Consider the following 23,794-nt stretch of genomic DNA (forward strand, 5'->3'; position numbering starts at 1 on the left):
CCGCGGGAGAGGGGTGACGGGGCGGGTGTTCAGGCCGCGCGGCGGCGGCGCGTCGCGAAGAGGAGACCCGCGACGAGGGTGAGCGTGATGGGCAGCGCGCCGCCTTGCGCAGGCGCGGTGCGGCAGCCGCAACCCTCGGTGGGCTCCGGCGTCTCCGGGGTGGTGTCCGGCGGCGGCTCGGCCTTGCACAGGCCGGCCGCGCCCGACGTCGACGTGCACACCTGACCTTCGGGGCAGCCGTTGCCGCCGTCGCCGCGGCAGCCGGGAACGCAGCGCTGATCCTCGCAGATCGTGCCGCTCGACGCGCCGCCGCAGTCCGCGTCCGTCGTGCACTCGGGCTGCGTGACATCGTCGCCCGGGAAGAGCGGGTTCGTCTCGCCTGCGTCGACCATGCCGTTCAGGTTCGCGTCCTCGGCGCCGTCGCTCTTCGAGCCGCCGTCCGTGTCCGCGACGAGCACGAGCGTCTTCGTCGCGCCGTTGTCCGCGTCCGCGGTGCACTTCTGCGCGGCCGGGTCCGTCCCCTCGCCGTCGCACGGGCGGCCCGCCTCCGTGCCGTCGGCGAGACCGTCGTTGTCCGAGTCCGCGTCCTTCACGTTGCGCCCGCCGTCGCCGTCGGTGTCGTCGCTCGGGTTCGGCTCGTCGCCGTCGGCGAGGCCGTCGTCGTCCGTGTCCGCGTCGTTCGCGCCCGTGCCGAGCGCCTTCTCGAGCGCGTCGCTCAGGCCGTCGCCGTCGGTGTCGACGACATTCGCATCATCGGACTCGTTGTTTGGATTGCCCTCGCCCGAGTCGACCACGCCGTTGAGGTTGCCGTCCTCGGAGCCGTCGCTCTTCTTGCCGCCGTCGGTGTCGCGCAAGACGGGCGAGGTCTTCGTGCCGCCGAGATCGCCGTCGGCGCGGCAATGACCGGCCGAGGCGTTCGTCGCCGGGTGCTGGCAGCCCTTGCCCGCCTCGGTGCCGTCGAAGAGCGCGTCGTTGTCGCTGTCGACGTCACGCACGTTGATGAGCCCGTCGCCGTCCGTGTCGTCGCTCGGGTTCCGCTCCTCGCCGTCGAGCAGGCCGTCGTCGTCCGAGTCCGCGTCCTTCTCGTCCGTGCCGAGCGTCTTCTCCAGCGCGTCGCCGAGGCCGTCGCCGTCGAAGTCCTTCGTCGTGTTCGCGTCGCCGGGGTTCTCGGGGTTGCCCTCGCCCGGGTCGACGGTGCCGTTCAGGTTCGCGTCCTCCGAGCCGTCGCTCTTGCCGTCGTCGTCGCTGTCGGGGTTCAGCGGATCGGTCCCCGTCTGGCCGGAGTCGGCGTCGGGCCGGCAGTGGCCGAACTGCGCGGCCGTGTCGGGATCGTTGCAGGACTTGCCGAGCTCGGTGCCGTCGAACAGGCCGTCGTCATCGCTGTCGGGGTCGAGCGCGTTGATGAGCCCGTCGCCGTCGGAGTCCTCGTCCCATTGGGGCTCCTCGCCGTCGAGCACGCCGTCGTCGTCGCTGTCGGCGTCGTTCGGGTTCGTGCCGGTCTGCTCTTCGAGGGCGTCGTACAGGCCGTCGCCGTCCGCGTCGCCGCAGCCGTTTTCGTTGTTGCCGTCGCAGTCGGTGTCCTTGTCGTCGCCGCAGATCTCGATGCTCGGCGTGCCGGGCACCGCGTTGCAGACCACGCCGTCGCCCATGGCGTTGCAGACCTTCACGCCGCTCGTGATGCACTCGCCGAGGCCTTCCATGCAGGGCTCGCCGACAGCGAAGCCGTCGTCGGGCACGCCGTTGCAGTCGTTGTCCGCGCCGTCGCACTTCTCCGGCTGGGGAGTGCTGGGGACGGCGTCGCACGTCGTGGCCTCCGGCCCGTCGCAGACGATCTTGCCGACCGCCTCGCACACGCCGTCGCCCACGATGCAGGCCACGCCGAGGCCGTAGCCCTCGTCGGTCGTGCCGTCGCAATCGTCGTCGACCCCGTTGCAGGTCTCGGTGATGCTGCCGGGCGCGACGTCGGGCACGCACTCGAGCACGCCTGCGTTGCAGTTGTTCAAACCCGTGCCGCAGACCTCGGGCAGGCCCGTCGGGCAGACCGTGCCGGACTCGGGGTTGTTGTCGTCGATCGTGTCGTTGCAGTCGTCATCGATGCCGTTGCAGACCTCGGGCATCGGCTCCTTCGCAACGGCGGTGCAAATGATGTCGGGTCCGAGGCACTGCTGGATGCCCGTACCCAGGCAGGCGCCGATGCCGATCGAGCAGGGTGTGCCGTACGCGGCGCACTCCGGCACCGTCACCGTGAGCGTGCAGTAGCCGCTGACGTTGAGCTGGTTCGTGTAAACGATCGCGAGGACCTGTGTCCCCTCCTCACCGGGGCCGGGCGTCCAGGTGAGGTTCGTCGTGAAGGGGCTCGGCTTCGTCGTGCCGGGGATGGGGTTCAGCACGCCGACCGAGCCGATCGACGTCATCTTGAGGAACGAGTTCGACGTCCCCGTGAAGCTCGTGTTCAGCGTCTGGCCCATGTCGACGACGAAGCTGTCGCTGCCCGTGCACGTCGGCACGGGCGACTGGACCATCTCGATCATGAAGTCGACCACGGCGCTGCTCTTGGCCGTCGGGTCGTTCTCGTTCGGCGACTCGAGCACCACCTGAACCGCATACGATTGGCCCGCGACGGCGCCGTTCGTGTTCCACGTGAGCGTGCAGCCCGGCGGGGTCGTGCTCGTGGTGAGCGTCGGGGCGTTGCTGTTGGCCGGAATCTGCGGGGGATTGACCGTGGCCGCGGAGCCGATCTCCGCGGCGTTGGAGAAGCGACAGGTGACTGGCGCTCCATCGGGATCGGTCGCGGGGATCTGGATCGTGCGGATCCCGTTGATCTGCATCTGGATGATCGCGGGCACCACCGAGACGGCGTTGCCCGTGTTGCCCGGCAACAAGTCGACCTTCGCCTCGACGCGGAAGTCATCGTCGGCGCCGTTCACGAGCTCCGAGATGCGGCAGCACGAGTCGAAATACGCGGTGAACGGGCCGGCCGACGCGTAGGTGTGCGTCGCGGCGTACCGGGTGACCTTGTACTCGAGGCCCGCGGCATCGACCCCGCTACCGATGATCGCGCCCGTCGTCGTGGCGTGATAGCTGCCGTCGCCGAAATTGAGCGTGGTGGAATCGACGAACGTGCTGCGCCAGGCTGTCGTAACCTCGAAGCGCACGGTGCGTGGAGCCGACACCGGGTCGGGGATGCTCCAGGTGATGTTGCCGTAGCGGAAATGCGTCGCCTCGGCGCGCCCTGCGAACACGAAGACGCAAAGCGCCGCAAGGACGGCGAGGAAGCCCTTGAATATTGACATCGGTCCTCCGGGAAGGGCGCGAACGAGGCGGGAGCCTCGGCGAAGGCGCGCCGGGGGAAGGCGGGCGCACCTCGACCCTTGGTCGAGCCTTCGACCAGGGGGCCGAATGGTCGCCTTTCCCGCCGCGCTGCGCAAGCACGGCGCTACGGACACGCACCTGTGTCCGTCGAGCCACGACGAACGCGGCGCCCCTCGCGGGGATCGATGTGCAGGACGTCAGGAAAAGTGCGCTGCAGCTTCGACGGCCGACTCGATGTGGCCAAAGCCGCGCGCAGGGCAAGCCGGGACCGCGGGGGCGAACGCCTCGACGTCGAGCAGGAGCTCCTGCCCCGCCTCCTCCGTCAGGAGCACGAGCGGCAGCCGAGGATACACCTTACGCACCTCCTCGACCTCGGCGTGCGGATGGTCCTTCGTCGCGAGCACGAGCACGTGCGGCCTGCGCGACGAGACCGCGCTCCGGGCCCCGTCCAGGGCAGAGCAGGTCGACACATCGTAATGATGCGCGGAGAGGAACGAGGCGAGATCACCGGCGTTCGTAAGGTTCTCGTCGATGACCAGGACGCGTATCGGAGCAACAGGATCCATGATGGTTCGCCCTTAGCAAAAGACGCGCCCGTGGGCCCAAGAACCGGCGAACGCGCAGAGTGCGGGTTCGGCGCGGCTACGCAGGCGGCGCTGCGCGATCGGTGCGATCACGTTTGCACACCACGTGCCGCGTCATTTCGCAGTACGAGCGAGATCGGGGAGCGCTAGCCGCCGAGGTACGCCGCGCGGACTTCTTCATTCGCCGCGAGCGCCTTCGAATCGCCGGTCATCGCGATCTCGCCGGTACGGAGCACATACGCCCGCATGCTGTATTTCAGCGCCAGGCGCGTGTTCTGCTCGACGAGCAGGATGGTCGTCCCGGCCTGCGCGACCCGGGCGATCGCCTCGAAGATGTCCGCGACGAGACGCGGCGCGATGCCGAGCGAGGGCTCGTCGAGCAGGAGCATGGAAGGCCTGGCCATCAGCGCGCGCCCAATCGCGAGCATCTGCTGCTCACCCCCCGAGAGCGTGCCGCCCTCCTGCTTCATGCGCTCGCCGAGCCGCGGGAAGAGGCGCACCACGTCTTCGAGCGTCTCGTCCATCGTCGCCCGGTTCTTGTGGTTCCAGGCGCCGATCTCCAGGTTCTCGCGCACCGTGAGGTTCGGGAAGATCGCGCGGCCCTCGGGGACGAGGGAGATGCCGAGGCTCACCATCTCCTCGGCCGGGACCCCGGCGAGATCCTTGCCGTCGTAGACGACCTTGCCCGCGGCGATCGGCAAGAGCCGCACGATCGTCTTCAGCGTCGTCGTCTTGCCCGCGCCGTTCGCGCCGATCATCGCGACGATCTCGCCGCGGCGCACCTCCAGGCTCACGCCCTTCAGCGCCTTGATGCCGCCGTACGAGACGGCGAGGTTCTCCACGACGAGCAGCGGCTTGCCGGCCTCGGCCGTGGGGGCCTTTCGCGTCGGGTGCGCGGTCTTCACGTCGAGGCCTCCTCCTCGGCCGCAGCGGCGACCGCGGCCTCGTCCGGCGTCTCTTCGCCGAGGTACGCCGCGAGGACCTTGGGGTCCTTGCGGACCTCCTCGGGCGTGCCGTGGGCGATCGTCTCGCCGTGGTCGAGCACGTGGATCTCCTCGCACACGCCCATGACCACCTGCATGTTGTGCTCGACGAGGATGACCGTCAGATCGAAGCGGTCGCGCAGCCAACGGATCTGCTTCTTCAGGCCCTCGGCCTCGCCGTAGTTCATGCCCGCGGCCGGCTCGTCGAGCAGCAGGATCTTCGGCTCGAGCATCATCGCGCGGGCGATCTCCAGCCGGCGCTGGTTGCCGTAGGAGAGCGAGGTCGAGGTCTCGTCCGCGAGTTTGTCGAGGTCGAAGATCGCGAGCAGCTCGATCGCGCGGCGCTGCATCTCGGCCTCGTCGCGGAAGAAAGCGGGCGAGCGGAGCAGCGCCGAGAACAGGCCCGAGCGCCTGCGGTTCTCGCAGGCGACGAGCACGTTCTCCAGCACGGTGAGCTGGCCGAAGAGGCGGATGTTCTGGAAGGTGCGCGCGACGCCGCGGCGCGCGATCTGCGCGGGCTTGAGCAGCGAGAGCTCCTCGCCGGCGAAGCGGATCGAGCCCGTATCCGGCTTGTAGACGCCGGTCACGAGGTTGAAGACCGTCGTCTTGCCCGCGCCGTTCGGCCCGATGAGGCCGAAGATCGAGCGCTCGGGCACCTGGAAGGTCACGCCCCCGACAGCGCGCAGGCCGCCGAAGGTCTTGGTCACGCCCTGAAGATCGAGCGCGCTCACTTGTCCCCCTTCCCGGTGAGGGGCCCGGTCTCGCTCTTCGAATCCGCCTCCACCTCGGTGCGCGCAGGCACGGGCTCGGGCGGAGCGTGGCTGACGCGCTGGCGGGGCTTGCGCCGGAAGAGCTCGCGCTCGCCGAAGATGCCCTCGGGGCGCAGGATCATGAGGCCGATCAGCACGGACGCGTAGATGACCATGCGCAGCGCGTTGAGGTCGAGCGAGGGGTAGGCCGCCTGGAGCGCCTGCACCGACTCGAAGCGCTGGAGCTGCTCGATCATCTTCACGGTGAACGTGACGAACACGCCGCCCACGATCGCGCCGGACACGCTGCCCGAGCCGCCGAGGATCACCATGGTGATCGCGTCGAACGAGTAGGCGAACGTGAACTGATCGGGCTGGACGGTCGGGTTGCCGTTGCGCATCGACGCGAGCATCGCGCCCGCGATGCCGGCCCCGGTCGCCGCGATGACGAACGAGGTCACCTTGTACCGCGTCGGATCGACGCCCACGCTGGCCGTCGCGATCTCGTCCTCGCGCAGCGCCCGGAGCGCGCGTCCCCAGCCCGAGAACTTCAGCCGCCACGCGATGATCACCGCGACCGCGGCCGCGCCGAAGATCCAGAACGGGCCGGCGTACTGAGGCACGCCGTTGCGATCCGGCCCCGCGTATCCGTTTTGCCCGCCGAGGTAGGCGAGGAACTGCGCGACCGGCCCCTCGACGTCGCCGCCCGTCTGCGCTGTCGCGATGACCAGCCGGAAGATCTCGGCGAAGCCGAGCGTGACGATCGCGAGGTAATCGCCGCGGAGCCGGAGGCTCGGCAAGCCCACGACGAAGCCGAAGAGCGCGGCCACCGCGCCCGCCGCGAGGATCGCCACGGGCATGACGAGGAACGAGTTCGAGAAGAGGATGTCGTCGACGCCGAGCGCCTTGTGGATGTGCCCCGCGACGATCGCGGCCGTGTACGCGCCGATCCCGACGAAGCCTGCGTGGCCGATCGAGAACTGCCCCGCCATCCCGTTGATGACGTTCAGCGAGAGGGCCACGACGACGTTGACCATGGCGAACAGCACGAGCTGTTGCAGGGCCGCGTCGGGCACGAGCGTGTCGAACGCGAATTCGAGCCCCACGACGGCGCCGATGAGGGCCAACGTGACCAGGATGCGGCGCAGGAGGGGGTTGGTCGACGTGGCTCGGCTCGTCCGAGCGCCGTCTCCCAGCGTCGAAGGGGACATGGGCGGTGGAAAACTCGCGCGACCGGCTCCTACGGTCAAGCAGGAGCGACGCGGGTTCTTACTTCACCACCCGCAGGTAGGGCGGCAGCTCGCGGCGCGGCTTGCGACCTGGTCCCAGCGCGGGCGCGGCCTGCGGGCGCGGAGACTCCGTCGCTTCCACGGTCTTCGGCTCTTCGGTGCTGCTCTCCGCGGCCGCGGCCGCTTCGCCCGAGGCACCTTCCTTCGCGGCGGCTTCCTCGGGAGGCGCGGCCTGCGCCGGGGCCGGATCCTCGGCGAGCGGCTTGTCCTCGGGCTCCGGAGGCGCGTCGCCGACCGCGGCGAGCCGGGGGCGCGGCTTCTTCTGCACGGGCTTCTGCGCGTCCTTCGCCTGCTGCTGCGGGGCCTGCATCTGCGCCACGACCTCGGGCGGGATGTCGGTCGGCCACATCATCCCCCGGCCGTCTTCGCCGACGAGCGCGTAGATCGCGTTCCAGGGCATGAAGCACGAGAAGGGGGCCCGATCGAACGAGAGCGTGCAGGAGATGCCCTCGTCGTCGACCTTGAGGTCGGGGATCGGGATGAACATGTTGAGCCCGATTTGCAGGACGAGCTGCGACTTTTCGAGGAAGCGCTTCGGCACCAGCACGCCCGAGCGTCGCGGGTCGAGGTGCACGTACATGCTGGGCCCCTCGAGCAGGGCGAGCGCGACCTCCTTCTTGGGCGGGAGCTTCTGGTGACCGTCGGACATCTTCTCTCCGATACCCTGTAAGCGCGCATCTCGCCAAGCCCGGAATGCGCGTCCGCAAGCCGCGCGCGCCTGCTCGGAGGCCGGCGCGCGGGCGTTTCAAGACCAAGCAGCCTCAGGCGAGGCGCAAGACCTCGGCGTACAGGGTCTCGTAGGCGGAGAGCATCTTTCCCATCCCGTAGCGTTCTTCGACGAGCGCGCGGCCGGCGGCGCCCATGCGCGCGCGATCGGGGCGCGCCCAGACGCTCCCGATCGCGTCGGCGAGCGCGGCGGGCTGTCCGGCGGGGACGAGGAGGCCGGTCTCGCCGTCGGCCACGACCTCGGGGTTGCCGCCCACCCGCGTGGCCACGATCGGCAGGCCCGCGGCCGCGGCTTCGAGGAGCGTGAGGCTCGTGCCCTCCGTGCGCGAGGCGAGCGCGAAGAGGTCGAAGCCGGGCAGGAGCGCGGCCACGTCGTCGCGGTGGCCGAGGAAGCTCACCGCGCCTTGCAGGCCGAACTTTTTGACCAGCGCTTCGAGCGAAGCGCGCTCGGCTCCGTCACCGACGAGCGTGAGCTGCGCGCCGGGGTGGCTCGTACGCACGCGCGCGAACGCCGTGATCAGCGTGGCGTGGTCCTTCTCGGCCGAGAGGCGCGCCACGCAGCCCACGTGGAGCACGCCCGCGGGCACGTCGAGCGCCTGCCTCGCGCGCGGGGCGTCGCCGGGCTTGTAGGCGCGCGTGTCGACGCCGTTGCGGATCGTCACGAGCCGCCGCGCGCTGCCGCGCTCGATCTCCAAGGCCACGCGCCGCGCGTCGTCGCTCACGGCCACGATCCGATCCGAGAGCGCCGAGGCCATGCGGTTCGCGATCACGCGCCCGAGGTCGTCCGGGTAGTTGCGCCCGTGCTTCGTGTGCACCACGCGCGGCCGCTTGCCCGTCACGCGCCGCGCGGCGAGGGCCGCGAGCGCGCCGTGCACGTGCGGGCGCGGGTTGTGCGTGTGCACGAGATCGATCCCTTCACGACCGAACAGCTCCGAGAGCTCGCCGATCACGCTTGGATCGAGCCCCTGCCCCCGCTTGAGCAGCCGGAGCGGCACGTCCATCGACGCGAGGCGCGGCGCGAGCTCGCCCGGCTCGTCGAGCGCGACCACCATGGGATCGAAGCGCGATCGATCCATGCCTTGCACGAGGTCGAGCACCACACGCTCGAGCCCGCCTGCCCGAAGGCCGAGCACCACGTGCGCGACGCGCGTGCGGGGCCTCGGCGTGGCGACGCGCGCGGCGGGCTTGTCCTCGTTCGCCTTCTTGATCGTCACGCTGCCGAGATCCACGGGCACGTCCGAGACCGTGACCCGATGTTTGCCCGCGGCGGTGAGCGGGATGTCGCGCACGAGCTCCACGGTGAGCGGCGCGTTCGCGCCGAGCACGAGCCGCAGGCGCTCGTCGACGAGCTTCGTCACCTCGGGCCCGTAGCTCGGCCCGGGCACGATGCGCAGCGTCACCGTGCGGTCGGCGCGCTGGTGGACCTGGTAGCGCTCGACCGGCAGGTCCTTGAACAGGAAGGGGATCATCTCGCCGGCGACGATGCGGCTGTCCTCGCCGATGAGCAGATCGAGCACGCGGCCCTCGACCGAGGCGAGCCGCGGCAGCCCGCGACCACACGCGCAGGCGCCGGCCTTGGCGACGGCCACGTCCTCGTTGCGGTAGCGAAGGAAGGGCATCGCGCGGTTGTAGAGATCGGTGAGGAGCACCTCGCCGGGCGTGCCCACGGGGACCGGGCGGCCTCCGCTGAAAAGCTCGACGAACACGCCCTCGGCGTGCACGTGCAGGCCCTCGTGCCGCTCGCACTCGGCGCCGATCAACATCACCTCGCGGCAGCCGTACCGATCGAAGACGGGCGCGCCGAACGCGCGCTCGATGACCTCGCGCTGCGGCTCGAAGAGCTTCTCCGCGGAGGTGATGACGCCCCGGGGCGGCGGGATCGTGATGCCGTGCTCCAGCGCGGCGCGCGCGAGGAGGAAGAGCGGCGTCGTGTAACCGACCACCACGCGCGGCGCGTAGTCGACGATCTCGCGGACCGTGTCGGCGAGCCGATCGGCGCGCAGGTGGAAGGTCGAGACGTACTTGCGCCGCCAGAACGCCTCGTGCACCGCGCGCTTCGCCGTGGCGAACCCCTTCTTCTCGCCGGGCGGACGACCCCATACGTGCAGCTCCTTCTCGCCCAGCGCCGCGCCGGCCCAGCCGTCGGCGCGCAGCGCGGCGGCGACACGACGCTCGTACGTCGGGTGATCGTACGCGAAGCGCACCGGCACGCCGGTCGAGCCTCCGGTCGCACCCTGGTGGAGCCTGCCCACGTGCGACTCGGCGACGAGCTCCTTGCTGTAGAGGCGCACGTCTTCCTTCGTCAGGATCGGGAAGGCCGCGAGGTCCGCGGGCGCCTTCACCTGGCTTGCGCGCACGCCGTACTCCGCGAAGCGACGCCGGTAGAAGGGCACGTTCGTCTCGGCGTGGTGGAGCGCTTCGAGGAGCTTTCGGAACGAGTCTTCGGCGACCTCTTCGGGCGTGCGCCACTGCGACTGTTCGAGCGCGGCGAGCGCGCGCAACGTGTCGCGCTTCCGGAGGTGGGTCTCGTACAGAGGGAACAGCACGGACTGGAACAGGCTCGCGTACATCGCACGCGAGCGTCCCCTCGAAGAGGCCTGCGTCAAGCGCGCGGATGTGCTGGATCCAGCAGGAAATCCGCCTCGATCACGCCCCGGGCGCCTTGCGTGCGTCCGGGTCTTCCAAGGCGCGCGGCGCGTCCGTCCGGGGCTCGGGTCCGAGGATCGCAACGAGCACGCCCGCGAGGATGATCCCCGCGCCGAGGAGCTCCATCCCCGTAGGTTTGGCGCCGAGGAACGCCGCGCCGATCACGAGACCGCCGAGCGTCTCGCCGGGCGACACGAGCGCCACGATCGCAGGCGGCAGCGTGCGCGCCGCGGCCTGCACCGAGGTGTGGCCGAGGATCGTCGGGACGACGGCGATCACCGCCAGGGCCACGAACGACTTCGCGGGCAAGCTCGTCACGCCGTCGAGCGCGCCGAGCGGCGGCAAGACCACGAAGACCACGAGCGCGGCGACGCCATAGATCAACGAGCCCGCGTGCCGCGCCGGCAACGCATCCTTGATCGAGCGCGCCGCCGCCACGTAAAGCCCGTACAAGGAGACCGCGCCGAGCACGAAGAGATCGCCCGCCAGCTTGTGCTCACCCGTGCCCGCCGCGCGCCCGATCACCACCGCGCCCACCGTCGCGAGGAGCACGCCGACCTGCTCGCGGCGCGTCGGCCGCACGCCGTGCACGAGGAACGCAAAGACGACCACGCTGAGCGGTTCGAGCGAGATGAGCGAGACCGCCGCAGGCAGCGACGTCGCGAAGAGGCCGACCTGGAACAGCGCGAAGTGCGCGCCGAGCATCGCCCCGCACCCGAGGATCCGAAGGCGCACCGAGGAAGGCAGCGCGCGCGCGTGGCGCACGACGCCCGCCGGATCGAACGCGAAGAGCAAAAGCGACGCGAGGAAGACCCGCCCGAACGCGATGAACAGCGGATGCGCGGGCTTCGCCACCACCGCCATCGGCGCGCTCACGGCGAAGGAGAGCCCCGCGAGCGTGACGAACAGGGCCGCGCGACCACGCCCCGCGGGTGCCGGGTTCGCTCCGTTCACAGGCTGATTTCGCCCGCCCACGACGCGGCGAACGCCGCGCGCGCCGCCGAGGTGCGGCCCTCGTTCGCGGCCTCCGCGCGACCGAGCACGATCATGAGCTTCGTCAGCGCGGCCTCCGTCGTCATGTCCCCGGCGCCGATCGCCTCCGCCCGCGCGGCCGCGACGCCGCCGTGATACCGCGCAAGATCCACGGCGCCGCGCGTCGACTGGCTGACGATCACCACGGGCACGTCCGCCGCGCGCGCCGCTTCGAGCACGGGCACGAGCGAGTTCTCCAGCCGCGGCACGTTCCCCGCGCCGAACGCCTCGATCACCATGCCGCGCACGCCCGCCGCGAGCGCGCCGTGCAGGAGCCGCGGATCGAGCCCCGGGAACGTACGCACCGCGAGCACGTGTGGTTCGAGCCGGCCGTCGAACGACGACCTCGGCCGCGGCGCGAGCACATGCGGCGCGAGGTTCACGCCGAGGCCGAGCTCCGCGAGCGGCGGGCACGCGGGTGAGCCGAAGGCCTTCATCCCCCACGCGTCGAGCTTCGTCGCGCGGCAGCCGCGGAGCAGCTCCGAGTGGAACGCGATGCCCACCTCGGGGACCCGCGTCGTCGCCAGATGGCAGGCGTCGACGAGGTTCGTTCGCGCGTCGGTGCGCACGTCCGCGAGCGGCTTCTGCGCGCCCGTGAGGATCACGGGACGATCGAGGCCGGGCAAGAGAAACGCGAGCGCGCTCGCGGTATAGGCCATCGTGTCCGTGCCGTGCACGATGACGAAGCCGTCGTACCGATCGAGCGAGGCGTGCACGGCCTTTGCGAGCTCGACCCAGTGGTGAGGTTGGAAGTCGGCCGAGTCGAGGTTGTAGAGGATCTTCGTCTCGATCTCGGCGAGCTTGCGAAGGACGGGCAGCTCCGCGACGAGGTCGCGTGTGTACACGTCGGGTTCGAGCGGCGTCGGATCGCCGCCGCGCATCATGAGCGTCCCCCCCGTGTGGATCAGCAAGAGCCGCACGGGCGCGAGCCTAGCAAACGTTCGGCGTTTGGCTCATCCGCCCGGCGAGAACATGAGGGGGTAGACCACCGTCACGATTCCGCCTTCCGGCTGCGGAAAGCTCAGGCCGTTGAAGGCGCGCACGATGCACGCGACCACGCCGCCGTCGGGCATGTCCGATCCGCCGTTGCCGACGTTCGACACCGCGCCGTCGGCCCCGATCACGAACCGCACCGAGACGCGCCCCTGGAGGTTCGGGTTGTTCCGCAGGCCGTTCTCGTAACAGAGCCGGAAGCGCCCGAAGTTCTGCCGGATGATCCGCCGCACGACCTCCGGAGGCAGCCGGCCGCTCAGAGCCATGGCGCCCCCGCGCGCTTGCGTTTGCGTCGCCTTGGACGAGGAGCGGTCGTCGTAGGCGACCGGGGCCACCGTCGGGGCTGGCTGCGGGGGCCGCTCGTAGAGCAGCCCGATCAGGCCGGTGTCGCGGGCATCTGCGGGCTCGCCTTCGCGCGCACGAGCGAACTCTTCCGCGCTCCAGCGCTCGCCCGCCGCCTGAAGCGAACGCATCCACGCCGCTTCGAGGTCCATCTCCGCGCGGTCGCGTCGTTGCCGGCGCCGCGCCCTGCTCTCGAAACCTGCGATCTCTTCGGCGTAAAGCCCCTCCATCTCCTTCTCGTCGGCGCGGCGGAGCATCTGCTGGATGAAGTACTTCTCATCGTCCGTGATGCCATCGAAGTCGTCGTCGACGATGGGCTGGAACCGCGAGGCCACGGCCACGAAGACGAGCAGATGGAGCAGCACCGAAGCGAGGTGCGAGAGCCCGAGGCGACGCGAGAGCACGGGCGCGCGGGGCGCGCGGGGCGCAGCCTCGCTGCCGGTGATCTCGATCGTGAAAGGCCCGAGGCGCACGGCGATCGTCCTGCCAGGCCCGAGCGGAACTTCGGCGGCGTCGCGGTAGACACGCGAGGGATCCGCGAGGCCACGCGCGACGGCGCGGGCGGGGGTCATCGGCTTGCCCTCGCCGTCGAACACGACACGCGCGCCCTTCGGCACGACGGCGCGCACGTCGCCGTCCCACCGCGCGAGCAGCACGGGCACGCGGGAAGCGCCCACGATCTCGGCGGGCAACACGACGTCGCAGCCCTCTTCCTCGCCCACGAACAACGGGCGCGGCGGGGAGAGCTCCACGGCGGCGAGCACGCAGTCGCTCCCCCACCGCACGACGACGTCGACGGCGCGCGCCGCGGCGCTCACCCTTGCATCCCGAAGAGGCGGATCGGAGGCCACGGAGACAGAGACCACGTCACCCTCCCGATCGTTCCAGCCGAGACCCTCATCGAGAGTACATGAGGCCGGGCATCTCAGAAAGAGATGCTCACGTGCCGCAGAGGCGACGTACGCGTCCTCGATCGGCGACGCACACACGTCACAGCCGGCGAACGAGACCTGCCGCGACGACGTGACACACGTGGCCGTCCCCCGAGGAGGTCGGGATGCGCGGCCTACACACGTGTCCGTCGACGTAAGGAGGTCGCCGCGGCCACCTGCCACGCGTGCCAGGTGCCCAAGGCAGGTCGGCGTCGCCGACGCACACACGTCACAACCGACGAACGAGATCGCCGAGGCCACCTCCCACAGGTGGAGGACGACAAAAGGAGACCGCCGAGGCCACCTTCCACGGGTGGAAGGTGGCCCCGGCGGTCAGAGAGGGGCGTTGGTTCGCGGAATCAGCCTTCAGCTGCCGGGCTGGAAGAGGATCGGGTACGTCACGGTGACGATGCCGTCCTCGGGAGCCGGGAAGCTCATCCCGTAGAACGAGCGGACCACGCAGGAGACCGCGTTCTGGTCGGGCAGATCCGACCCGCCGTTCGACACCTGCGAGACGCTGCCGTCGCGACCGATCACGAACCGCACGGCCACGCGGCCCTGGAGGTTCGGGTTCGTCCGCAGGCCCTGCTCGTAGCAGAACCGGAAGCGACCGAAGTTCTGCCGCACGGTCCGCTGGATGATCTCGGCCGGGAGACGACCGGTCGTCGTGACGCCCTGCGGACGCATGATCGGCGCGCTCGTCTTGTGCTCCTTCGGCTTGAGCTGGCGGTTGAAGCCGCCGGGGCCGCCGAGGTTCACGCCGTAGGTCCCGATGCGATCGATGCCGATGCCTTCACCCTTGCCACCACCACCCTCCTCGTGGCCCGACACGCCAAGACCACCCGAACCCGCGGCCTCGTCGATCGACGAACCCCACATGTTGCCGAGGGCGCTCCGATCGTCGCTGCCGAACGAGGTGTCGCCACCCCACTTCGCCGTGACGGCGTTCGGGTCGCCGCCGTTCATCACGTTGAGCAGCCCGATCATGCCGAAGTTGCGCGCCTCGTCGACCGCGGCCTGCCGCGCGATCTGCGGGTCCGTGTTGTTCTTGTCCCCGGCGAGCGCGAACCGACCGTCGCTCTTGTTGCTCGTCGTGCTGCCCATCTTGCCCTCGCTGTCCTGCGCACGCGCGCCGGAGCTGCCACCGGGGGCCTTCTCGTTCGTCTCGGCGAGCTCGGGCGTCTCCTTCTTCTCCTCCTCACGCTCCGCGCTCACGTCGAGCGCGTGCTGAATGAAGTACTTGTCCTCGTCCGAGATCGCGTCCTCGTCCGTCACGCCGAGGGGCGGGAGGAAGAACGCAGCCGCCGCGAGCAAACCCGCGTGCACCGCGAGGGAGACGCCGTGCCAGGAAAGACCCTTGCCCTGCATCGCCACCGCGCCGCCCTTGACCTTGCGGCCCGCCTTCACGCTCGCGACCTGGATCACGAGCCCGCCGATCTCCACCTTCACCCGCGCGCCGAACGAGAGCGCGATCTCGACGCTGCCCGCGAGCTCCGCACACGGCATCGCGTTCGTCGCGTCGACCGGAGCACGCCGGCCCTCGGTCTCGATCGTCGCCTTCGCCGTCGCGGGCACCACGACGCGCGCCTTGCCATCCGCACCCACGAGCACGACCGGGAGCCGCGAGGCGCCGAGCGTGCCGGCGGGGATCACGAAGTCCGCGCTCTCCTCGCCGACGTGGAACGGACGAACCGGCGAGAGGTGCGCGACGTGGAGGACCGAGTCGCCCCACAGGATCATGATCTCGACCGCCTCGTCCGCGCGCTCGCACTCTTCGGCCGGGACCTCGGGGCCGCTCTTGACGAGCGCGTACGTGTACGAACCCTCGGGCGCGTCGGCAGCCACGGTCTCGGGCTCGCTCGCCTTGTCGGCGAAGAGAGCGCGGGGATCGAAGGGGCGCGCCGGGGTCGCGCCGAAAAGATCCACGGGCGCCTTGGCGACGAACGGGTTGTTCGAGTCGAGTGCCGGCTTCTTCTCGTTGCGATGATCCATGACAAACCTCTCCTGATTTCCTCCGCGCGCGGCGGGGATCGCTCTCGTGTTTCGTGAAGCTCTGCTACGCGGGCGACTCGTCGGACGCCCTCTCCAGGGCGCCCTCGCGTCTCATCCGGCGTTCAGCATCGCGTCCACGTACCTAACGACAGCCAGATCCGGGGCGGGTTCCAGAAAAGCGACATGGACCCGAAACAACGAGGATCGCAGGGAATTCGAGGCGCGGCGGCTCAGCCGGCGCGGGTCTCGGCCGGCGCGGGCGTCCGGCCGAGGAGCGCCCGGGACGACTCGATGAGGAGCGCGATCGCGAGGCCAACGAGCAGGACGCCGACGACGCCGTTCATGGTCGCCGTATTCAACGAAAAGCCACCTTCGCGGATGGCTCCGAAGGCGTGGCGGATCTGGGCGATGAGCGCCCACAAGGTCACGGTCATGACGAAGACCATGGGCACGGCCGTGTACCAGATGCGGCGCTTCTCGCGGTGGAGCCACACGGTGATCGCGAGGAGCGTGAGCGCGGCGAGGAGCTGGTTGCTCGTGCCGAAGAGCGTCCAGAAATCGAGGTAGGCGGGGCGCACGCCGGGCGCGGGCGGGCGCGCCGTGGCGACGAAGTACGCGGGCGGGAGCAAGGTGAGCGCCGCGGCGATCGCGCCGGCCTTGCGCTTCTTGCTCCAGCCGAAGAGCTCCTCGAGGACGTAACGGCCGAGGCGCGTGGAGACGTCGAGCGTGTCGAAGACGAAGGTGGAGAAGGCCATCGCGCCGAACGTGGCGGCGAAGAGGAAGTGCTCCTTGCCGAGGATCACGGTCATGAAGCGGCCGACGCCGTCGCCGTAGATCTTGCCGGGGCCCGGGAGCTTTCCTTCCGGCGCGAGGGTGATGACCGTGGTCAGCGCGATGATGGCGACGAAGGCTTCGAGCAGCATCGCGCCGTAGCCGACGGGGTGCGTGTGCGACTCCTTGGCGATCTGCTTCGAGGTCGTGCCCGAGCAGACGAGGCCGTGAAAGCCCGAGCAGGCGCCACACGCGATGGTCACGAAGAGGAACGGGAAGAGCCCGCCGAAGGGGCCGCCGGCGTCGAAGGTCTTGAACGCCGGCATGCGGATGTCGAACTCGCCGGGATACCGCAGGCCGCCGAAGAAGAGGCCGATCATGCCGGCGGCGAGCGCGAGGTAGAGGACGAATCCGCCGAGGTAGCCCCGCGGTTGCAGGAGCAGCCACACGGGCAGGAGCGAGGCGATGAAGCAGTAGACGAGGATGCCGAGGCCCCACGCGCGCTGCGGGTTCTCGAAGGGGAGCACGAACGAGGTGGAGACCTTCGTCCCGAGCCAGACGACGCCGAGCGTCGCGGGCACGAAGATGAGCGTGGTGAGCCAGAGCGGGGGTTTCCAGCGCCGGTCGACGAGGCCCATCACGATGGAGAGGCCGAGGTACATCGTGCTCGCCGCGGCGACGGCGCCGCCCGGGTTGAAGCTGAAGGTGCCGCCCTCGAACTCCTCGGTCTTGCCCACGAACGTGCTCGCCGTGATGTCGGCGAAGGCGACGATCACATAGATGAGCGCGAGCCAGATGAACGTGAGGATGAGCAGCCACGCGCGGCGGCCGAGCTGCCGCCGGACGATCTCGGCCACGCTTTCGCCGTCGTGGCGCACGCTCGCCACGAGCGCGGAGAAGTCGTGTACGGCGCCGATGAAGATCACGCCGAAGCCAATCCAGAGCACGCACGGCACCCAGCCGAACATCTGCGCGGCGAGGATCGGGCCCGCGATGGGGCCGGCCGCGGCGATGGCGCTGAAGTGCTGTCCGAGCAGGTAGAAGGGCTTCGTCGGCACGAAGTCCTCGCCGTCCGCGCGCCGCACCGCCGGCGTCTCGGAGGCGTCGTCGAGCGTGTAGTTCCTCGCGATGAGGCGGCCGTAGGAGAAGTAGCCGACGGTGAGGACGACGATGACGCCGAGCGCGAGCAGGGGCAGCACGCGGCGAGTATAAGGCCACGCCGCGCAGGTCGATGCGCGCGTTACGAGCTTCGCGCGAGGCTCGCGAGCGCTCGCTCCGCGGCACGGCGGCGCGTATCGGCCTCGTCCCGGAGCCGCCGCATCTCCGCTTCCATCGGGTTGATGCGTTGCTGCATGGCGTCGAGCTCGCTGACGTACCGCGCCCGCAGCGCCCCCTCCGGGCCCGCGTCACGCAACACGGCGAGCTGTTCGGCGATCTTTCCGTGCCGGGTGAAGATGTCGACGAGGTCGCGATCGAGCCGCACCCGCTCGGACTCGAACTGTCGCGCTTCCTCGACATTGCGGGAAAGCTCGGAGAGCACGTCGATCTGCGCGGCGTCGACCCGCCCGGACGCACGCCAGGTCTCGATCTGCCCGGGCTCGATCGACTCGTAGGCGAGGCGTGTCGTCTCGGTCCACGCCTCGCGCACCTCGATCTTCGCCTCGCCGCGCGGCGCGACCTCGACGCGGAAGCGCGTGGCGCGCGGCGTCTCCACGATCGGCATGATGCCCTCGCCGGCAAGCGTGCGGCCGTCTTTGCGCGGGACTTCGACCACGACGTCCACGACGGTCGGGTGATCGCTGCGCACGCAGAACACGTGGCGCTCCTCGACGCGCCGCTGCTCGATGAGGCCGCCCGCCTCGAAGACGAGGCCCGCGAAGGTCGTGTCCTTGCGGCTCGTGCGGTGGCAACGAACGCCGGGGTCTTTCGTGAACGAGACGCGCACGGGCGCGCCGCGCGCCGCAGCGCCGAGCGCGGACTCGCCGACGTAGCGGCCCTCGTCGTAGACCGCGCATCGGCCCTCTTCGAGGCGCACGCCGGTGTCGTTGTCGAAGCAGAGGACGAGGTCGGGGCTCGGCCCTGCGCCCTCGCGGAAGATGCGCTCCTTGCGCACGCGCACGCTCGCGGCGAGCACGGGGACCATCGCGGCGCCGCGGCGCGGGATGGAGACGGGGCCCTCGGCGACCCACTCCCTCGGCTCGGCGGCGGCCGCGGCGGCGAGCTCGGCCGCGGCCTGCTCGGTGTCCATCGTGTCGGCTTCGTCGATGCGCTCCGGCGCGCGTCCAGCGAGCGCGACGAGGGTGCCGAGCGGCGCGGCGGCGCGAATCGTGGCCGGCTGGCCGTGCGCCCTGCGCGTGCGCTCGAGCTTCGTGGCGTTCTCGGTCTCGTCGTCGCGTTGCCGATCGCCACGCCCGTACGAGTCGCTCGACGCCGCGGCGGCTTGCGCGGACGAGAGCACGAGCTCCACGTCTTCGAGGTCTTCTTCGAGCGGGTTCTGCACGAGCGCGAACGCGAAGAGCCGCGCCTCCGCGCCCGCGAGCGCGAGCCGATACGAGAGCTGGAACGGCGCCGCGGGCACGACGTAGAGCACACGCACGTCCTCCACGCGGCCCGCGAGGACCACACGCACGGCGCGACCGTCTCCGCCCGCGGACGTGCGACCGCGGTTCACGAGTACGTCGAGGCTGCCTTGCAGCGCGGGATCCGCGAGCTCGATCTGGCGCACGGACGCCATGTCGACGACCTCGATCTGCCCCGCGCCCGTGCGCAGGAGCAGCCACCTGCGTGGGCCTTGCCCGCCCGTCGTCTCCTCGAAGCCGAGCACCTCGCCCTCGATCGGCCCGTCGCTGCCCGCGACCCGCACGCGCCGACCTCGCGCGGCGTGCACGATGCCGCGCAGCGTCGTGCCCGGTTCGAAGCGAAGCTTCTTTTCGGCAAGCACGGCGTCCGGGTCTTCGGGCGCGTCGAAGGCGAGCGCGGTCGTTCGACCCTCGCCACGCTCGACCCAGACGACGAGCGACCGGAGCACCTCGCCGAGCTCGGCGCGGCCAAAGGGCAGTTCGAAGCTGCCGTCTGCACTGCCGCGCCGCTCGACGTGGGCGAGGCCCTCCTTGGAGAGGACCACGCGGCGGATGCGGGGCCCAAGGTTTCGTCCCATGCGAAGCGCAGGCTATCGCCGAAGCGCACCCCGAGAAAAGCGCGGGCGCTTGACCTGCCGCACCGGCTCGGAAACGATGCATCCATGCGTCACTTCCTCGTCGCTCTCGTCGCGCTCTCGGCCCTCCTCGCCGGCTGCTCGCACCGGGCGCCGCCCCCCGCGGCCGATCCGGGCTGCGGCTGCGCGGCACGGCAAAACCCGCCGCCGTCGCGCTAGGGACCCATGGCTGCATGCGCCGCGCCGTCGCCCATTTTGACGCGCTGAATCGAGCGCGGCGCGGCGGCGCATCGGCCTGGGGCGACGACGATGTCGGGGTTCGATGGGGGATGAGCACCCGTCGCGGGATTCGGCTACACCGCCGGAGCCATGCACATTCTGCCCGACGTCTCGGCGCGCCTCGCGCGCTTCGTGCCCACGCCCATCGACGCCGACCTCGACGTGCTCACGCCGGACGAGCGCGAGGTCCTCCTGCACCTCGTCCGCGCGTCCCTGCCGATCGACGCGATTTTCCTGCGGCAATCGTTCGCGGATGCGCCGGAGATGCGCGCGGCGCTGGCCCGCGAGACGTCGCCGCTCGCAAAGGACGCGCTCGCGTATTTCGATCTATCGGCCGGGCCCTGGGATCGGCTCGATCAGGAGCCGTTCGTGGGCGACATGCCGAGGCCGCCCGGCGCAGGGTATTACCCGGTCGACATGACGAAGGACGAGTTCGAGGCGTGGATCGCCGCGCATCCGGCCGAGGCGGACGCGCTGCGGAGCCTCTACACGCTCGTTCGGCGCGGAGAACATGGGCTCGTCACGATTCCGTATTCGACGGCGTTCCGGTCGTTCCTCGAGCCCCTCGTCGCGGAGCTCGAAAAGGCCGCGGCGGCGACGAAGGACGGCGGGCTCGCGCGGTACCTCGGCGCCGTGGTGAAGGCGCTCGGGGCGGACGAGTATTATGAGAGTGACCTCGCCTGGATGGACATGGAGAGCCGTGTGGAGGTCACGATCGGCCCGTACGAGACCTACGAGGACCGGCTCTTCGGGTACAAGGCCGCGTTCACCTCGTTCGTGACCGTGATCGACCCCTCGGCGAGCGGCACGCTCGCGCGATTGAAGTCGGAGCTGCCCGCGATGGAGCAGAACCTGCCGATCCCGGACGAGCACAAGAATCCGAACCGCGGCACCGATTCGCCGATCCGCGTGGCCGACCTCGTCTATTCGGCCGGCGACACGAGGGCCGGCGTGCAAACGCTCGCGTTCAACCTGCCGAACGACGAGCGCGTCCGCGAGGCGAAAGGGAGCAAAAACGTCCTGCTCCGCAACGTGATGAAGGCGAAATTCGAGGGGATCTTGAAGCCCATCGCAGCGCGTGTCCTCGCGCCCGAGGAGCTTTCGCGTCTCTCGGCCGATGCATTCTTCCATCACACGCTCTTGCACGAGCTCTCGCACGGGCTCGGTCCCGGCCGGATCGTCGTGGACGGCGCCTCGACCGAGGTGCGGCTCCGGCTGGAGGAGCTGCATTCGCCGTTCGAGGAGGCGAAGGCGGACGTGATGGGGATCTACAACCTCCTCTTTTTGATGGATCGCGGCGTGCTGCCGGCCGAGGGGCGCTCCGCGCTCTTCTCGACGTTCCTCGCCGGTATGTTCCGCGCGACCCGCTTCGGTATCGAGGAGGCGCACGGCAAAGGAACGGCGCTGCAGCTTCACTGGCTGATGGAGAAAGGCGTGATCCGCGAGGACACCACGAGCGGGCTCTTTTCGATCGATCACGAAAAGGTGCCCGGCGCGATCCGGGAGCTGCTGCGCGAAATCCTCCTCGTGCAAGCCCACGGCGACAAGGAAGGCGCGCGGGCCATGTTGTCGAAATACGGCGTGATGAGCGAGCCGCTCGCGCGCGCGCTCGGCAAGCTCGGCGATATCCCCGTGGACATCCGTCCGATCTATCCGGCGGCCGAGCGGCTGCTCGGCGTCACGTCATAGTTCGAGCGAAGAGGACGAGGCGCGGGGCGTTGCCTTGCGCGGCGGAGGCGGGATTTCCGGGTCGAGCGCGGCCGGATCCGCCTCCGCGGGGGGCGGCGGGATGGAGAACGGCGCATTCACGAGCGAACGCGTGCGCTCGTAAAGCGCGCGGCAAACCGCGAGCGAGGGCGGCGTCCGGCTCGCGGCGAGCGCGTGCACCTCGGCCTGGATGGCTGCATTGATGGGTGTCGCGATGCCGAGCGAGAGGCCACGGCTCGTGATTTCGCCGTTCAAGAAATCCACGGCGGGCGGGCGGCCGCGCTCCATCGCGGCGAGCATCGACGAGCGCATCTTGCGGAAGCGCGTACCGACCGCGAGCAAAATGGCGTGCTTGGCGAAGAGCGAGGGCGACGCGACGGCCACACGGTCGGCGTCGGAGAGCGCGATCCAGTCGAGATCGAGCGTGCCCGAGACCTTTTGCAGCTTCACGCCCGAGGCGCGCGCCACGAGCACGACCTCGGTCATGATCTCCAGCGTGAGGCGACGAATGAAGCGATGGCGCAAAAGCACGCCGAGCCGGTCGCCGCCGAGCGCGCCGAGCGAGGAGATCGAGCAATTGATCGCGAGCTTCGACCAGCGCGCCCCGGCCAGGTTGTCCGTGAGGATCGTCTCGCCGATCGATCCGAGCGCCTTTGCCAGCGGGAAGAGCCGGTCGTCCGGCTGCCCATCCATGCGGCCGAGCACAAATCCCCCGGGCGACGTGCGTTCGTACACGCCGGGCTCGGGCATGGACGCGCCCCACGCGACGACGCCGCCGAGCACGCGCTCCGGGCCCGCGATCCGCGCGAGCCGCGGCTCGCAAAGGCCGTTCTGGAACGTCACCATCGCGCCCGTCTCCGCGAGGTGCTGCAGCACGCCGCGCGCGGCCTCTTCCACCTGCGGCGGCTGCGTGGCGAGCAGGATGTAATCAAACGGCTCGGTGCCCGGCCCGAGCTCGGTGACCGCCCGCCCGCGCACGACGCCGGGGCTGTTTTCACCGAGGACGCGCAGGCCCTTCGTATTGATCGCGTCTGCGATCCGTGCATTCGTGGTCAGCGCCGTGACGTCGTGCCCACCTGCGAACAGGTGCGCGGCCACGAGACCACCAATTCCGCCGCATCCAACGACAAGAAAGCGCGGTCCGGAGGATCGCGCGCCGCTCGAGACGCCGTCTTGGCTCATGGGACTTTCGATTCTACATCGATTGCGGGACCGCGCGAGCCAATTCCGCAATGCCGCAACGCATTATTGTTTCGGGACGAGGACCTCGATGGCGCCAGGCACCATCTCGACCTCCAGCGGCAAGCGGCCGAGCGGCTCGCCATCGACGTCGAGAAGGAAACGATCCGCGACGTCCTCGTTCAAAAGTTCCAATTGGATGCGCTCGCAGCGGTAGTGCTTCACGTCGAGCGAGTGCACGTGCGTGCCGGTGTACATGCGCGAGGACACCATAAAAAACCGCAGGCGCGAGGCGGCGCCGAGGTCGACGACGTCGAAGAGCCCGTCGTCGGGGTGCGCCATCGGCGCGACCTGCATGCCGCTGCCGAAGTACCGGCCGTTGCAGATCGCGAAGCAGCGTGTCTCGATCGTCTCTTCGCGGGAGCTGTCCTCCCGCCATATCGTGCATTTGACGCGGCCGACGACGCTCCGCGCGAGGCCTTTCACCGAGGACGTGAAATACGCCATCGTGCCGCCGAGCGTGCGCGTCGACTCGGCCACGAGCTGATCGACGAGGCCGCTCATGCCGACGGAGAGGATGTTCACGAAGTAAGAACTTTTCCGCTCGCCCGTATGCGTCGCGTACGAGAATCGGCCGATGTCCACCGCGCGCGTCTTGCCCTCGGCGATGGCCTCGCAATAACGGTCGAGGCGGTTCTCGAAGCCGAGCGTGCGCCGGTAGTCGCCGCCGGTGCCGGCGCCGATGATGCCGAACTTGGGGAGCTTCTTGCCGGCGTCGCGCGCCTCCATGAGCCCGCAGACGACCTCGTGGATCGAGCCGTCGCCGCCGACCGAGATCACCATCCCCCGCCCCTCGTTCGCCGCCTCGCGCGCGATGTCGACCGCGTGCCGGGCGCGCTCGGTGAACACGACGTCGACGTGCCCGAGGTGACGCTCGACCGGCCCGCGCATCTTCTCGAAGAGCGCGCCCGTCTTTCCTCCCGCCGACTGGGGGTTCACGATGAGAAGCGGCTTCATCGACCTAACCCTTGCCATGACATGACCGCGCGCCACAAGATCGAACCGGCCTCGTTCTCCACTCTCATGCGCGCCGCGAAATGTTTTTCGCGCCTGCCGCCCGGTGG

The 23,794-nt window shown here is 70.0% G+C and carries 17 protein-coding genes; 2 read left to right on the forward strand and 15 right to left on the reverse strand.

The window, feature by feature from the left end:
* Positions 1-29: 29 nt before the first annotated feature.
* The 13 genes from POL67_RS49485 to POL67_RS49545 all read right to left on the reverse strand — a co-directional run bounded on the left by POL67_RS49485 (position 30) and on the right by POL67_RS49545 (position 19,508).
* A complete protein-coding gene (locus tag POL67_RS49485) occupies positions 30-3,293 on the reverse strand; it encodes a MopE-related protein (RefSeq protein WP_271929349.1) in 3,264 nt (1,087 codons plus the stop codon).
* 216 nt (positions 3,294-3,509) lie between these two features.
* On the reverse strand, positions 3,510-3,878 hold the full coding sequence (locus POL67_RS49490; RefSeq protein ID WP_271929352.1) for a DNA-binding transcriptional response regulator: 369 nt from the start codon (positions 3,876-3,878) through the stop codon (positions 3,510-3,512).
* A 164-nt stretch (positions 3,879-4,042) separates the two neighbouring features.
* Positions 4,043-4,801: an ABC transporter ATP-binding protein gene (locus POL67_RS49495; protein ID WP_271929355.1), complete on the reverse strand. Its 759-nt coding sequence runs from the start codon at positions 4,799-4,801 to the stop codon at positions 4,043-4,045.
* Entirely contained in the window at positions 4,798-5,610 is an 813-nt protein-coding gene (locus tag POL67_RS49500) for an ABC transporter ATP-binding protein (protein ID WP_271929357.1), read from the reverse strand. Before POL67_RS49500 ends, POL67_RS49495 begins: the two co-directional genes overlap by 4 nt.
* Positions 5,607-6,839 (reverse strand): branched-chain amino acid ABC transporter permease, encoded by a 1,233-nt coding sequence (locus POL67_RS49505; RefSeq protein WP_271929360.1) that lies wholly within the window; start codon positions 6,837-6,839, stop codon positions 5,607-5,609. Before POL67_RS49505 ends, POL67_RS49500 begins: the two co-directional genes overlap by 4 nt.
* A gap of 58 nt (positions 6,840-6,897) precedes the next feature.
* Positions 6,898-7,566 carry a ClpXP protease specificity-enhancing factor SspB gene (locus POL67_RS49510; protein ID WP_271929361.1) on the reverse strand — a complete coding sequence of 223 codons (669 nt, stop codon included), beginning with the start codon at positions 7,564-7,566 and terminating at the stop codon, positions 6,898-6,900.
* Between the two features lie 112 nt (positions 7,567-7,678).
* Positions 7,679-10,213 carry a glycosyltransferase gene (locus tag POL67_RS49515; RefSeq protein ID WP_271929364.1) on the reverse strand — a complete coding sequence of 845 codons (2,535 nt, stop codon included), beginning with the start codon at positions 10,211-10,213 and terminating at the stop codon, positions 7,679-7,681.
* A 76-nt stretch (positions 10,214-10,289) separates the two neighbouring features.
* Positions 10,290-11,243, reverse strand: coding sequence for a DMT family transporter (locus tag POL67_RS49520; protein WP_271929367.1), 954 nt, complete (start codon positions 11,241-11,243; stop codon positions 10,290-10,292).
* On the reverse strand, positions 11,240-12,241 hold the full coding sequence (locus tag POL67_RS49525; protein ID WP_271929369.1) for an asparaginase: 1,002 nt from the start codon (positions 12,239-12,241) through the stop codon (positions 11,240-11,242). Before POL67_RS49525 ends, POL67_RS49520 begins: the two co-directional genes overlap by 4 nt.
* Positions 12,242-12,274: 33 nt before the next feature.
* Positions 12,275-13,522 carry an AgmX/PglI C-terminal domain-containing protein gene (locus POL67_RS54030; protein WP_271929371.1) on the reverse strand — a complete coding sequence of 416 codons (1,248 nt, stop codon included), beginning with the start codon at positions 13,520-13,522 and terminating at the stop codon, positions 12,275-12,277.
* Positions 13,523-13,954: 432 nt separating this feature from the next.
* Positions 13,955-15,580 (reverse strand): AgmX/PglI C-terminal domain-containing protein, encoded by a 1,626-nt coding sequence (locus POL67_RS49535; protein ID WP_271929374.1) that lies wholly within the window; start codon positions 15,578-15,580, stop codon positions 13,955-13,957.
* A 230-nt stretch (positions 15,581-15,810) separates the two neighbouring features.
* Complete coding sequence (locus POL67_RS49540; protein ID WP_271929375.1) at positions 15,811-17,550, reverse strand: carbon starvation CstA family protein; 1,740 nt, start codon at positions 17,548-17,550, stop codon at positions 15,811-15,813.
* Between the two features lie 41 nt (positions 17,551-17,591).
* Complete coding sequence (locus tag POL67_RS49545; RefSeq protein WP_271929377.1) at positions 17,592-19,508, reverse strand: hypothetical protein; 1,917 nt, start codon at positions 19,506-19,508, stop codon at positions 17,592-17,594.
* Positions 19,509-19,592: 84 nt separating this feature from the next.
* Between POL67_RS49545 and POL67_RS49550 the strand changes: the two genes are divergently transcribed.
* Together POL67_RS49550 and POL67_RS49555 are read left to right on the forward strand one after the other, a co-directional pair.
* A complete protein-coding gene (locus POL67_RS49550) occupies positions 19,593-19,724 on the forward strand; it encodes a hypothetical protein (RefSeq protein WP_271929379.1) in 132 nt (43 codons plus the stop codon).
* Between the two features lie 150 nt (positions 19,725-19,874).
* Positions 19,875-21,473 carry a DUF8614 domain-containing protein gene (locus POL67_RS49555; protein WP_271929381.1) on the forward strand — a complete coding sequence of 533 codons (1,599 nt, stop codon included), beginning with the start codon at positions 19,875-19,877 and terminating at the stop codon, positions 21,471-21,473.
* Here POL67_RS49555 and POL67_RS49560 read toward each other — a convergent pair.
* Together POL67_RS49560 and POL67_RS49565 are read right to left on the reverse strand one after the other, a co-directional pair.
* On the reverse strand, positions 21,468-22,673 hold the full coding sequence (locus POL67_RS49560) for a ketopantoate reductase family protein (RefSeq protein ID WP_271929383.1): 1,206 nt from the start codon (positions 22,671-22,673) through the stop codon (positions 21,468-21,470). The two genes, POL67_RS49555 and POL67_RS49560, sit on opposite strands and share 6 nt — an antisense overlap.
* 63 nt (positions 22,674-22,736) lie before the next feature.
* A complete protein-coding gene (locus tag POL67_RS49565) occupies positions 22,737-23,687 on the reverse strand; it encodes a diacylglycerol/lipid kinase family protein (RefSeq protein WP_271929385.1) in 951 nt (316 codons plus the stop codon).
* Positions 23,688-23,794: the final 107 nt, after the last annotated feature.

It is taken from the genome of Polyangium mundeleinium (assembly GCF_028369105.1).
GTDB classification, from domain to species: domain Bacteria; phylum Myxococcota_A; class Polyangia; order Polyangiales; family Polyangiaceae; genus Polyangium; species Polyangium mundeleinium.

What these genes read in the sequence shown, in the direction of transcription:
- POL67_RS49560 (WP_271929383.1), bottom strand. Translation starts at nt 22,673, where the DNA reads ATGAGCCAAGACGGCGTCTCGAGCGGCGCGCGATCCTCCGGACCGCGC.
- POL67_RS49485 (WP_271929349.1), bottom strand. Translation starts at nt 3,293, where the DNA reads ATGTCAATATTCAAGGGCTTCCTCGCCGTCCTTGCGGCGCTTTGCGTC.
- POL67_RS49510 (WP_271929361.1), bottom strand. Translation starts at nt 7,566, where the DNA reads ATGTCCGACGGTCACCAGAAGCTCCCGCCCAAGAAGGAGGTCGCGCTC.
- POL67_RS49555 (WP_271929381.1), top strand. Translation starts at nt 19,875, where the DNA reads ATGCACATTCTGCCCGACGTCTCGGCGCGCCTCGCGCGCTTCGTGCCC.
- POL67_RS49565 (WP_271929385.1), bottom strand. Translation starts at nt 23,687, where the DNA reads ATGAAGCCGCTTCTCATCGTGAACCCCCAGTCGGCGGGAGGAAAGACG.
- POL67_RS49535 (WP_271929374.1), bottom strand. Translation starts at nt 15,580, where the DNA reads ATGGATCATCGCAACGAGAAGAAGCCGGCACTCGACTCGAACAACCCG.
- POL67_RS49515 (WP_271929364.1), bottom strand. Translation starts at nt 10,213, where the DNA reads ATGTACGCGAGCCTGTTCCAGTCCGTGCTGTTCCCTCTGTACGAGACC.
- POL67_RS49545 (WP_271929377.1), bottom strand. Translation starts at nt 19,508, where the DNA reads ATGGGACGAAACCTTGGGCCCCGCATCCGCCGCGTGGTCCTCTCCAAG.
- POL67_RS49505 (WP_271929360.1), bottom strand. Translation starts at nt 6,839, where the DNA reads ATGTCCCCTTCGACGCTGGGAGACGGCGCTCGGACGAGCCGAGCCACG.
- POL67_RS49490 (WP_271929352.1), bottom strand. Translation starts at nt 3,878, where the DNA reads ATGGATCCTGTTGCTCCGATACGCGTCCTGGTCATCGACGAGAACCTT.
- POL67_RS49550 (WP_271929379.1), top strand. Translation starts at nt 19,593, where the DNA reads ATGCGTCACTTCCTCGTCGCTCTCGTCGCGCTCTCGGCCCTCCTCGCC.